10 protein-coding genes and 1 pseudogene are annotated in these 12079 nt (G+C 38.0%); 4 read left to right on the forward strand and 7 right to left on the reverse strand.

Annotated elements, in window-relative coordinates:
* Nucleotides 1-66 precede the first annotated feature (66 nt).
* The 4 genes from ACMZ6U_RS06430 to htpX form a co-directional block, all read right to left on the reverse strand.
* Nucleotides 67-1524, reverse strand: coding sequence for an ATP-binding protein (locus tag ACMZ6U_RS06430; protein WP_416107248.1), 1458 nt, complete (start codon nucleotides 1522-1524; stop codon nucleotides 67-69).
* A 43-nt stretch (nucleotides 1525-1567) separates the two neighbouring features.
* Complete coding sequence (locus tag ACMZ6U_RS06435; protein ID WP_416107250.1) at nucleotides 1568-2257, reverse strand: response regulator transcription factor; 690 nt, start codon at nucleotides 2255-2257, stop codon at nucleotides 1568-1570.
* 233 nt (nucleotides 2258-2490) lie between these two features.
* On the reverse strand, nucleotides 2491-3024 hold the full coding sequence (locus ACMZ6U_RS06440) for a YceD family protein (RefSeq protein ID WP_416107252.1): 534 nt from the start codon (nucleotides 3022-3024) through the stop codon (nucleotides 2491-2493).
* A 34-nt stretch (nucleotides 3025-3058) separates the two neighbouring features.
* A complete protein-coding gene (gene htpX, locus ACMZ6U_RS06445) occupies nucleotides 3059-3964 on the reverse strand; it encodes a zinc metalloprotease HtpX (RefSeq protein ID WP_416107254.1) in 906 nt (301 codons plus the stop codon).
* A gap of 114 nt (nucleotides 3965-4078) precedes the next feature.
* Between htpX and rsmG the strand changes: the two genes are divergently transcribed.
* From rsmG to brnQ, 4 genes are all read left to right on the forward strand, one after another.
* Nucleotides 4079-4792 (forward strand): 16S rRNA (guanine(527)-N(7))-methyltransferase RsmG, encoded by a 714-nt coding sequence (gene rsmG / locus ACMZ6U_RS06450; protein ID WP_416107256.1) that lies wholly within the window; start codon nucleotides 4079-4081, stop codon nucleotides 4790-4792.
* Nucleotides 4793-4816: 24 nt separating this feature from the next.
* Nucleotides 4817-6190 carry a TrkH family potassium uptake protein gene (locus ACMZ6U_RS06455; RefSeq protein ID WP_416107258.1) on the forward strand — a complete coding sequence of 458 codons (1374 nt, stop codon included), beginning with the start codon at nucleotides 4817-4819 and terminating at the stop codon, nucleotides 6188-6190.
* Nucleotides 6191-6208: 18 nt separating this feature from the next.
* The gene (locus ACMZ6U_RS06460; RefSeq protein WP_416107260.1) at nucleotides 6209-6880 is read left to right on the forward strand and encodes a potassium channel family protein; all 672 of its coding nucleotides are present in this window, start codon (nucleotides 6209-6211) and stop codon (nucleotides 6878-6880) included.
* Nucleotides 6881-7186: 306 nt separating this feature from the next.
* Nucleotides 7187-8569, forward strand: a complete 1383-nt coding sequence (brnQ, locus tag ACMZ6U_RS06465; protein ID WP_416107262.1) for a branched-chain amino acid transport system II carrier protein — start codon at nucleotides 7187-7189, stop codon at nucleotides 8567-8569.
* 134 nt (nucleotides 8570-8703) lie between these two features.
* Here the strand turns inward: brnQ and sstT are convergent, their stop codons facing one another.
* From sstT to ACMZ6U_RS06480, 3 genes and pseudogenes are all read right to left on the reverse strand, one after another.
* Nucleotides 8704-9912 carry a serine/threonine transporter SstT gene (gene sstT / locus ACMZ6U_RS06470; RefSeq protein ID WP_416107264.1) on the reverse strand — a complete coding sequence of 403 codons (1209 nt, stop codon included), beginning with the start codon at nucleotides 9910-9912 and terminating at the stop codon, nucleotides 8704-8706.
* Nucleotides 9913-10129: 217 nt separating this feature from the next.
* Nucleotides 10130-11251, reverse strand: a pseudogene (locus ACMZ6U_RS06475) (aminotransferase class I/II-fold pyridoxal phosphate-dependent enzyme).
* 1 nt (nucleotide 11252) lies between these two features.
* Nucleotides 11253-12038 (reverse strand): carbon-nitrogen family hydrolase, encoded by a 786-nt coding sequence (locus ACMZ6U_RS06480; RefSeq protein WP_416107266.1) that lies wholly within the window; start codon nucleotides 12036-12038, stop codon nucleotides 11253-11255.
* Nucleotides 12039-12079 lie beyond the last annotated feature (41 nt).

Below are 12079 nucleotides of genomic sequence, written 5' to 3' on the forward strand. Positions count from 1 at the left end.
TTATTGGGGTGTAAGAGTGAACATTGGCAACAAACGAAAGCTCCCTATCTCTTGATAACACAAATGCTAATCATATGAAGATGTTTCGGTATCAGTTACTAAGGGGATAGCCACAACAAAGCTCGTTCCAACATTAACCTCACTATCAACACTGAGTCGGCAATCATAAGCGTCACAAATTTCCTTCAGGATAGACAAACCAATACCTAATCCTGCTCTGGTACCTTCACGGTTACGGGACTTATCTGTTCTATAGAAGCGCTCAAAAATATTTTGCAAGTCTTCTTTAGCGATCCCTTCTCCTTGATCCTCAACTGTCACTAAAGCATAACCCTCCTCTTGGTCTAAAAACAAATCAATTTGTCCCTTATTGGGTGAGTACTTGATAGCATTATCAATCAAAATCGTTAGTAACTGTTCAAAATGATTTTTAGCAATTTTAGCGCGAATATAAGCTGATTGGATATGTAAGCTAAATTGAAAATCAGGTCGTAAAATTTCAAAATTATAAAGTGCAGCTTGCATAGGTTCCTCCAAGCTGGTCACTTCTTTATTTTTACCTGTTAAATTACCTTGAAGACGAATCAAATCAAGCATGTCACTGATCATCAAATTCATACGATGGGCTTCATGGCGACTAGCCTCTAAACTTTCCTCTAAAATGTCAGGATCATTTTTCCCCCAGCGACTAAGCATGTCCAAATGCCCCTTAATAACGGCAACAGGTGTCCTCAATTCATGGCTAACATCGCTGATAAATTGTTGCTGCAACTTATTTTGTTCTGCAATCCTAGACATCATGTCATTAAAGATATGCGAAAGCTCTTCAATCTCATCGCCACTATTAATATCCGCCCTAACGTCCAAATCAGTAGGGTCAGCTTCAATGCGACGCATAACCCTACGAAGACTATAAATAGGTCTTAAAAAGGTCTCTATACTATATCGCATGATTACTAAAACAATAATAATTGTGCCGACTTCTAGGAAAAGTAACAAAATAATCAAACGATTTTTCAAAGCATAGTAAAACTCTAAATTATGGAATAATTTAGCGTATCCAATCACTTTCTTTCCTGTTTGATTAAAAACAGGCACACTTAATGTAAACCCTCTATCATCTTCAATTTTTTCAGACCGCAGTACATTAAGAGGACCTAACTTAATATCATCCACCTCTAAACCAGTGGTAAAAAGCAACTCCTTCTCATCATTATACAAATAAGCTATTTGGTTAGAATATAAGAGATGAGAAACTGAGTTATTACCAGCTATAGCCATACCTTCAGTTAATATCGTTTCTGAGCTCGCCACATCAATTGTTTGTGCTGTCTGTAGATATTCCACTAAATTTTCTTTTGTTAAAGGATTATCAATATCAGAAATATGCCTTTGAAGCAAATCGGCGGTTGATCTTATGTTTTTTTCTTCTTGCTTGATTAATAAGTCATTAGAAAAAAACAGAACCATTATCGTAAATGTTGTTAAAATGAGAAAAAACAGCCCCATTGTGACTAGGACCATTTTTCTTCTTAGCGACATTCGATATAATTCTTGAAAAGCATGATTATTTTTCACGAATGACATAACCCATACCACGAACAGTTTGGATATATGATTCTTTACCAGAGACATCAATTTTGCCACGAAGATAACGAATGTAGACATCAACAACATTTGTTTCTACAGCTTCATCATACTTCCAAACGAGATTTAATAATTCTTCACGTGTCATGACACGGTTCATGTTAGACATCAAAGCAGATAACAAATCAAACTCACGTTTTGTTAAAGGAACTGTTTCATCCCCGCGGATAACCGAACGATTCTGTGGATCCAATTTGAGGTCACGATAGCTAGCCCCACCTGAAGCATTTCGTTTACTTTCTTCAATTTCTTGACGACGAAAAGCAGCACGAACACGCGCTAAGAGCTCCTCAATCGCAAACGGTTTGATAATATAGTCATCTGCACCACGGTCTAGGCCTGAAACAATATCCATAACAGAGTCTCTAGCAGTCATCATAATGATATAAGTTGACTTTTCTTGTTGTAAGCGACGTGTCACTTCAAAACCATCCATCTCTGGCAACATCAAGTCTAACAAAATCAAATCAAAGTCTTTATCTAATGCTGTTTCTAAGCCAGCACGACCATTACTTTCAATGGTTACCGAATACCCTTCATGCTGTAATTCTAAAGAAACGAAGCGCGAAAGATTTTTCTCATCCTCTATGATCAGAATATGTTTTGTCATTTTTCCACCTTTAATATTATTTTTATTATTTTTTATATAATGAGAGTTTTCCTGCTCTAACAAACTAAATAAAGAAAAGAACTCCAATCATAAGCTTTACCTTAGTCGTCATTCTTTTTTAGTTATGCTATTTTGAGCAAGCGTCGTTTCAATAATCTCCAGATATTTTATAATAGCATGTTTCAGCAAACTTTACAAATTAAAGTTATGTGTCAAAATGGTTTCAATTTCAATCAATCCTCATCAAACAAACCAGACAGAGAAGCGAAAGGACTATTATCCTGTTTTTCTTCCTCTTTCTTCGCTTGGTATTGCTCTTCGGTTAAAACTGTCCAATTACTTCCTTCTGGCATCACTTCTGCTTTTTGTTCTTCATCAGTAAGAACCTTCAATGGGATGTTTAATAGAATGTTATCCACAACACTCTCTGAAAGATCAATATAATCTTCTTCAAGTAATAATACAAGATTTTCTTCAACCAAGTCTGCCTTACTAGGTACGTCTGCGACTGCTATGAAGATTTCTGATACTTCCTGGTTTTCAGATAAGACTACTGGTTCCATTGAACGGCTTGATGGTAGAGTGAGGTCATATGATAATTGGTAATTTAACAAATAAAGACCATCATCAAATGTGACTAATCCTTTTGCCATGACATTTTGCAAATCAATAATCGTTTCATCTCTAGCCAACAGTTGGTCTTTCACATCTAATACTTTGTCAAACTGTAAACCATCAAGGCTTTTTCTAATATCAATTAATTTCATTCTATTTTCCTTTTCTTAATGATAGTGGTCACTATTACAACAGGTGACTGGCTGGCAATTCTTCAAGCCTCTTGATACGAGCTTCAAGTGGCGGATGCGTCTGAAATAAGGCTCTAACAGAAGCCCTATTTCTAGGATCACTAATATACAAGGCGGCACTAGCATCATCAACAGGGTGAGTCATTGGTTGTGAAGCCTGTAGCTTCTTTAAAGCATTAATCATAGCTTGTGGATTCTTAGTTAAATCAACAGAACTCGCATCTGCTAAGAATTCTCTTTGTCTAGAAATAGCCAATTGAACCAGACTAGCGACCAATGGCGCCAGAATAATCGTGACTAAGGATAGCAAAACGATTACAATATTCGAACCTTCTTCACGATTGTTACGTCTTCGTCCACCTCCAAACCACATCATTCGACCTCCTAGACTAGAAATCAATGTTATGATAGACGCAAGAGCCACAGCGATTGTCGAGATACGGACATCATAATTCCTGATATGACTAACTTCATGCCCTATAACAGCCTCTAGTTCTGTTCGATTCATCACTTTTAATAAACCACTGGTAGCCGCAACAGCAGCATTTTCTGGACTTGAACCTGTTGCAAAGGCGTTCAAGGCGTCATCTTCAATAATGTAAACTTTTGGCATTGGAATTTGAGCTACCATAGCTATCTTCTCAACAATGTCATAGTATTCTGGAGCTTGTTCGGGCCCAATTTCCCTAGCTCCATTCATAGACATGACTACTTGCGTTGATTGAAAAATCATACTAACCGCATAGATTATCCCAACAATTAATGCTATCGATAGACCTAGTCTCATATTATCTAGCATAAGATAACCAATAGCAGCTCCAATGATAGCTAATAGAATAAAAAAGAAAACAAGAAGAAAAATAGTTCTTCTTTTATTACTTGCAATCTGATGTTTTATCATAAGCCTTCCTCTAAGAACTGTTCTCTTAATTATAACAGGTTTAAGATGATTTCCAAAGAAAATAACAAGTGATTGTGATAAAATAAGAGAAGTTTTAAGATACAAGGAGCTTATATGACACCGCAGACTTTTTATGAGCAATTAGAAGCTTATGACATCGTTCTAACAGATCAACAAAAACAGCAGTTTGAGCGCTATTTTGATCTTTTAGTCGAATGGAATCAAAAGATTAACCTCACTGCTATTACTGAAAAAAATGAGGTCTATCTCAAACATTTTTATGATTCCATTGCACCGATTTTACAAGGCAAAGTAACAAATAAACCTATTCGGATTCTTGATATTGGCGCGGGAGCAGGTTTCCCTAGTCTTCCGATGAAAATTATTTTCCCTAATTTAGAGATTACCATCATTGATTCCTTAAACAAACGTATCCAGTTTTTGAATCTTTTAGCCGAAGCATTAGAACTCACAAATGTCCATTTCTTCCATGGCCGTGCTGAAGATTTTGGTCAGGATAAGGATTTTCGCCAACAGTTTGATCTTGTAACCGCTAGAGCTGTTGCAAGAATGCAGGTTTTAGCAGAATTAACGATTCCTTTTTTAAAATTAAACGGTCGGTTAATCGCCTTAAAAGCTAGCGCTGCGGACCAAGAATTAGATCAAGCTAGGAATGCCTTAACCACCCTTTTTGCACAAGTCATTGAAAGCAAGGATTATGAATTACCAAACGGAGATCCTCGCAATATTACCATTGTCGAAAAGAAAAAAGAAACTCCCAAAAAGTATCCACGAAAAGCTGGGACTCCAAACAAAAAACCTCTTTAGGACTGATTATCAGAAAGGACTCTCATGTCATCTTTTATCTCCAAATGGTCTGTGACTCAGCGGCTTAGTTTTAGCTTTATTATCGTTATTTTGGTCGGTAGTCTTATCCTGTCACAGCCCTTCACCCACTATAACAATGCTCCTCAAACCAATTATTTTGATCACCTCTTCAACGTTGTTTCTATGGTTTGCGTGACTGGCTTATCTGTTTTTGCTGTAGGCGATGTTTATAATGGTATTGGGCAAGTGATTGTCATGCTTCTCATGCAGATTGGAGGATTGGGACTAGTTACTCTAATCGCTATCAGTAGCTATGCTCTTCATCGTAAAATAAATCTTTCTGATCAATCTTTATTGCAGTCTGCCTTGAGTAGAGATAGTGGTCAAGACTTGAAAAAGTTCCTCTATCTAGTTTATCGATTCACTTTTGTTGTTGAGACGCTCGCAGCCTTAATCTTAATGATTGATTTCATACCACGTTTCGGTTTAGGTCACGGCATTTTTAATGCTATCTTTCTAGCTATTTCTGCTTTCTGTAATGCTGGTTTTGACAACTTTGGTTCATCTAGTTTGCAAAACTATGCCACAAATCACATTGTCAACTTTACTATTATTAGCTTAATTATTGCAGGTGGCCTAGGATTTGGTGTTTGGCAAGACATCATTAAGTGTTTAAAAAACTATTTGTCTGATCGTCCTAAACGGATTTCCGCACTCTTTCGACCTCTCTCCACTCAGTCTCGCTTGGTTCTCAAAACAACAGCTATTATTTTAATAATCGGAACAGTGCTAAGTTGGTTACTGGAAGTCAACAACCCTAAAACCATTGCCAACTTATCACCAGCACAGCAGTTTATGACATCATTCTTTCAGACAGTGACAATGAGAACAGCCGGCTTTGCAACGATTAACTACGAAAGCGCTAATCCTGCTACTAATTTCCTCTACATGATTCAAATGATTATGGGAGGTGCCCCTGGAGGTACAGCAGGGGGTATCAAAATTACAGTCGTTGCCATCATTGCTTTACTATTTAAAGCAGAGCTTTCGGGTCAAACAGAGGTTACCTTCCACCATCGCACCATTGATAATCGGATTATCAAACAAACCTTGACCATTATTATCTTTTTCTTCAGCCTGATGATAACTGGATTTCTTCTCCTACTAATGGTTGAGAAAACTGTAAACCCCTTTAGACTCTTATTTGAAGTGTCATCAGCCATCGCAACTGTCGGTGTTTCCATGAATCTAACACCTGATTTATCATCAGCTGGACGTATTATTATTATGATCCTTATGTTTATAGGACGTGTCGGACCAATCACAGTCCTTCTAAGCCTATTACAAAAAAAAGAAAAAACCATCCGTTACGCTAAAGCAAATATTTCCGTTGGATAAGACAGAAAGGAAAAGATTATGTCTAAAAAAATCATTGGTGTTCTAGGGCTCGGAATTTTTGGAAAAACAGTTGCTGAAGAACTATGTACCTTTGACCAAGAGGTCATCGCTCTTGATTATCGTGAAGACCATGTTCAAGCTGTTGCTAATGCCGTCACTCGTGCTGCTGTTGGTGACATTACCAACTACGAATTTCTCGAAAGTGTTGGGATTGAACATTGCGATACCGTTGTCATTGCAACAGGTAATAGCTTGGAAGCCTCTGTTCTCGCTGTTATGCATTGTAAAAAACTGGGGGTTCAAAATATTATCGCTAAAGCTAAAAGCGGTATTTTTGAAGATGTTCTCTACAATATTGGAGCCAGTCGTGTCATTATGCCCGAAAGGGCCTCAGGAAAATCACTAGCTTCCCATATTTTAAGACGTCACATTTCCAATATCATACATGTTGAAGACGATATTTCTATTATCGAATTTAAAATCCCTCAAAAATGGGTCGGCAAAAATCTTATTGATCTTGATGTGCGTAATAAATACGAATTAAATGTTGTTGGTATCCGTAGAGGAAATATGGAAAGTCTAACAACAGACTTTAACCCTCAGGACCCTTTACCAGGCGATATTCAAATCAGTGCTGTCACCAATTCTCGCACTTTTGAAAAATTCGACTATTTAGGTTATTTAATATAACTTTTAAGTATCATAAGAGATTGGGAGAACTCCCAGTCTCTTTCTTTTTGTCTCCTAACGCCACTGCTTTCCAACTGCTACGCTACTATGGTAGACTTCAATCAACTGTTACTTATGCTCCACACTGCTTTCCTCTATTCATTACCGGTATGATCCCTTTATTTTTTCATTTTATGTAAATGTTTGATAATTCTCATTTTATAACATCATTGGTAAGAAAAGTTGACAAACTGTCTGAATAATTCTAAAATAATAAACGTTGTTTTTTCACAACATACTACTCATTATTAGAAAGTATCCCTTTACATGTTAAAAAAATTTAAAAATCCAACACTTATTGTTGGATTTATGCTTTTTGCGCTCTTTTTTGGGGCAGGAAATCTAACATTCCCTGCATTTTTGGGACTTTATTCGGGGCAGCATTTCTGGCAAGCTATCATCGGATTCTGTATCACTGGTATCGGTCTTCCCTTGCTCGGAGTTACTGCCGTAGCCTTTTCTGGCCATGAAAGCCCTCAAGAGCTTGCACTTCCTGTTTCCAAATGGTATGCTTTGCTTTTTGCAGCTATCTTATACCTATCTATTGGGCCCTTCTTTGCTATTCCACGAACAGGAGCAACATCATTTTCTATCGGCATTGAACCCATTTTCGGAAACAGTCTTTTAGTAAGAATCATCTATGCTTTTGTTTTCTTTGGCCTATCTTACTTCCTAGCTGTTAAACCAAGTCAAATTGCAGAGTATATCGGAAAATACCTAACACCTATTTTAATATCCATCCTTGGTATCTTGATTGTTGTCTCTTTTATCAACCCTATCGCTGGATTGGGAGAACCACGAAATGCTTCTGAAACCATCAACAATGCTTTTAAAGACTCACCTTTTGTTGCTGGTCTCATCCAAGGTTATGGAACTATGGATGCCTTGGCATCACTAGCTTTTGCTATCCTGGTTATTAATGCCATCAAAGATCATGGGATTAGCGAAAAGCAAGAAGTCGGACAAAATGTTGTCAAATCTGGCTTAATTGCTTGCTTCTTACTCTCTCTAGTTTACGTCTTTATTGGGCACATCGGCGCTACATCCCAAGGCTTATTCACCCTAAAACGTGGGATCTTTGAGCTTTATGGTATTCAAGTAGATGGAGGACATATCCTTAACCAATCCGCCGCCTTCTACCTAGGCAATTTGGGCCAGACCCTCCTATCGGTTGTTATTTTCCTAGCTTGTTTGACAACTTCCTCTGGATTAATCACAGCTTGCTCTGAATTTTTTCACCATCTCATGCCTAAAGTATCACATGTGACATGGGTAACAGTTTTTATGTTGATGTCAACTCTCTTTTACTTTGGTGGACTATCCGAGATTGTTAAATGGTCAACACCCTTCCTCTACCTCTTATATCCCTTGACAATTGCTTTGATTTTATTGGTATTTACCAAATCCTTCTTTGCTAATCATTCATTTGTCTATCAAACAACGATTACCGCTACTTTCATAGCTGGTTTCTACGATTTTGCAGCCACCTTGGGAACAATGACAGGCTTCTTCCAATTACCCGACACTATGAAACATTTCTTTACAACTGCCGTTCCTTTGGGACAATACAACATGGGATGGATTATCTTTACACTGGTAGGTTACCTTATCGGATTATCTAGCTACCATTTCTATTTTAAAAATCAATAAACAGTAGTTTAGATAAAACTCCGATTTTAGCTTTTCTACTATACCATATAAAATAGCTTAGAATGACCTTTCATGATATGTCATTCTAAGCTATTTTCTTTTTAATCTTTGGTACAGCTTCTTTAACTTAGTCATTAATGATTGCTGAAACGTGATTTTTCAGCAACTACTGTAAAGAAAACATCTGCTGATGAGTTCAACGCTGTCTCGCAAGAATCTTGGACAACTCCAACAATGAAGCCTACGCCAACAACTTGCATTGCGATATCATTTGGAATCCCAAACAAGCTACATGCCACTGGAATCAAAAGAAGAGAACCACCAGCGACACCTGAAGCACCACAGGCAGAAACGGCAGCAACAACACTCAAGATAAATGCTGTTGCAAAATCCACCTCTATTCCCAAGGTACGTGCAGCAGCTAGGGTTAAAACATTAATTGTGATGGCTGCACCTGACATGTTAATGGTTGCGCCAAGAGGGATAGAAACCGAATAGGTATCTGGATTCAAGCCCATTTTTTCACAAAGGCGCATATTAACAGGAATATTGGCAGCTGAACTACGTGTAAAGAAAGCTGTTACTCCTGATTCTTTCAAACATTGAAAAACAAGGGGATAAGGATTTTTACCCATCATCACAAAACCAAGGATTGGATTGACAACTACAGCAACAAAAACCATGGTGCCCACAAGCGCTAAAAGCAAAATCCCATAATCTGCCAAAACGGCAATACCATTTTCAGCAATAGTCGTAAAGACCAAGCCCATGATACCAAAAGGAGCTAGATTGATAATCCCTTTAACAATTTGCGCTGTGACGTCTGCTAGGGTAGCTAACAGTTCTTTGGTTGTTTGGCTAGCTGAACGAAAGGCAAGCCCAAAGATAACTGCCCATGATAGGACACCAATATAATTAGCTTGAGCTAAGGCATTAATAGGATTGTCTACAATATTTAAAAGGAGTCCTTGAAAAACTTGGGCAATCCCTTCAGGTGAATCAGCATTGGCAGCAGCTGACTCCGTCAAAGTCAAGGTTACTGGAAAAACATAAGAACTTAAAACCGCTACAAAGGCTGCGGAAAATGTTGCCAAAATATAAAGGAAAATGACAAGCTTCATATTACTCTTTTGACCATCACGCGACTGTGACAAGGCATTAGCAACAAGGGCAAATACCAAAAGAGGAGCAATGGCTTTTAAACCACCAACAAACATCTGGCCAATCAAGCCAATAAAGATCATGCTAGGGACCAGAAGCCCTAAAAGGGCACCAACAATAACACCGATTACAATACGCTTAACTAGACTGACACGCTTCCAAACATGAAATGCTTTTTTCATAACTTCTCCTGCATTTTTATACTCGAAGAAAATCAAAATCTGACTAGGCAAGGCGCCGCAGATAGAACTAAAGTTCATCAAAGTAAACTTGACAACGTCAGATTTTGATTTTCAATGAGTATTCTTAGAATTTGATACTAAAACAGGAGCCAATAGCTCCCACAAATAGATATTATATCATAAAATCTGTGTAAAAATGCAAGTGATTTTATGATTTTCAAAACAAATCCAACTGTCTGACTCTCTCCACTGCTTCAATCAAACGTTCGGAAGTCTCTAAAAGTCCAATTCGGACATAATCATCTCCAGCATGACCAAAACCAAGACCAGGAGCGACAGCAACCTTGACTTCTTCTAACAACAAATATGCAAAGCTTTCTGACGAATAACCTTCAGGGACTTGCATCCATGCATAGAAACTGCCTTTGGATGGATAAGCATACCAACCAATCTTAGCAGCTGCTTCTACAAAGACATGACGCCTTTGATCATAGAGTTTATTTAATTGCCTAATAGCCTCCTCACTTCTATCATCAAGTAAGGCAACACGACCAGCTTCCTGAACAGCTGAAAAAACGGAAACGAAGAGATGGTCTTGTAACAGGTTTAAAGCGGAAATCATGTCCTTATTACCTACTGCAAAGGCTAGACGCCAACCTGCCATATTAAATGTTTTAGAAAAAGTATAAAGCTCAATCCCTACAGCTTTAGCTCCTGGTAATGACAGGAAACTAGGATTATCATAACCATCAGCTCCCAGAGCACCATAGGCCAGATCACTGACAATACCTATACCTTTTTCTTTCGCAAATGCTACCGTTTGGTCATAGAATGCTGAGCTTGCGACTACTCCTGTTGGATTATTGGGATAGTTTAAGTAGAGAAACTTGGCTTTATCCAATAGTTAATTTGAAAAACTAGCATAATCCACTTGCCCTAAAACAGTGTAATCTGGATAACCAGGATCAGGTAGTAATAACTTTTCTCCTGGATTCATAAGAGCTAAGGGCAATTCAACTAAACCGACCTTAGCTCCCCCTAAAATACAAACTTCGGTATCAGGGTCTAAATCAACCTCATATTGTTTTTTATAAAAGGTAGCAATCGCCTCTTTCAAGGAAGCCTGTCCTCTAAAATTGGAATATTTATGATTTAGAGGATTTCGACTAGCCGCTACCATAGCTTCAACAATAAAATCATAGGTTGGATGATCAGGATTACCCTGCCCAAGCTTAATGACATCATGTCCAGCTGCTATCTGTTCATTAACCTTAACTACTAAATTGGCAAAAAATTGTTTTGGAAATTTATCTAATAAGTGTGATTGTGAAAATATCATCTTAATCCTCCTTATACAAGTCCAAGCGACGATCCGCAAAAACAGGAATCTGACCACGAACAGCTTCAATCTCTGAAAAATTAAGATTAATCATCGAAAGACCTTCTTGGCTATCTATTTCGAGTAAAATATTGCCCAAGGGATCAATAACCAAAGAATGCCCATCGAACTTATCTAACAGGACTTGCCCATTCCGATTAACTGCTACAACAAAATCTTGATTCTCAATCGCTCGTGCCTGCAATAAAATTTTCCATTGAGTAATTCTAGCGCTTGGCCATTCTGCAGGAACAACCAGAAGTTTTGAACCTTGAGCCATCTGTTTTCGCAACCATTCTGGAAAACGGATATCGTAGCAAATCACCTGACTTGTTAGAATGTCATCAATGATAAAGCCACTATCTCTATTACCAGCTGACAAATACTGATCTTCTCCCATCAAACCAAACAAGTGAGCTTTATCGTAACGATTCACTAGTTTGCCATTACGGTCAAAAGTATAGGAAGTATTAAAATAGCAACCATCCTCTTCTCTCGCAATCGATCCACCGATAATATTGATATGATATTTTCTAGCCAAAGCCGACAAGAAGTTTTGCGCATCCTTTCCATCCTTATCAGCACATTTGTCTAAATCCCCTAGAGCGTAGCCTGTGTCCCATAATTCTGGTAACACTAGTAAATCTGCCTCTTTTAATATTGAGTCATCCAATAAGTCTAGCACACGCTGACGATTTTGCTCAGGCTGGCCTTCCTTAATTGCCATCTGTAATAAAGCAAGTTTCACAATACCTCCCATTCGATAAAAAACAAAGAGAGGATCACCAA

It is taken from the genome of Streptococcus pluranimalium, assembly GCF_047785745.1.
In the GTDB taxonomy this organism is placed as follows: Bacteria; Bacillota; Bacilli; order Lactobacillales; family Streptococcaceae; genus Streptococcus; species Streptococcus pluranimalium_B.

Excerpts from the sequence above, each read along its gene's own strand:
- ACMZ6U_RS06430 (WP_416107248.1), bottom strand. The coding sequence starts at position 1,524 with ATGGTCCTAGTCACAATGGGGCTGTTTTTTCTCATTTTAACAACATTT.
- ACMZ6U_RS06435 (WP_416107250.1), bottom strand. The coding sequence starts at position 2,257 with ATGACAAAACATATTCTGATCATAGAGGATGAGAAAAATCTTTCGCGC.
- ACMZ6U_RS06440 (WP_416107252.1), bottom strand. The coding sequence starts at position 3,024 with ATGAAATTAATTGATATTAGAAAAAGCCTTGATGGTTTACAGTTTGAC.
- htpX (WP_416107254.1), bottom strand. The coding sequence starts at position 3,964 with ATGATAAAACATCAGATTGCAAGTAATAAAAGAAGAACTATTTTTCTT.
- rsmG (WP_416107256.1), top strand. The coding sequence starts at position 4,079 with ATGACACCGCAGACTTTTTATGAGCAATTAGAAGCTTATGACATCGTT.
- ACMZ6U_RS06455 (WP_416107258.1), top strand. The coding sequence starts at position 4,817 with ATGTCATCTTTTATCTCCAAATGGTCTGTGACTCAGCGGCTTAGTTTT.
- ACMZ6U_RS06460 (WP_416107260.1), top strand. The coding sequence starts at position 6,209 with ATGTCTAAAAAAATCATTGGTGTTCTAGGGCTCGGAATTTTTGGAAAA.
- brnQ (WP_416107262.1), top strand. The coding sequence starts at position 7,187 with ATGTTAAAAAAATTTAAAAATCCAACACTTATTGTTGGATTTATGCTT.
- sstT (WP_416107264.1), bottom strand. The coding sequence starts at position 9,912 with ATGAAAAAAGCATTTCATGTTTGGAAGCGTGTCAGTCTAGTTAAGCGT.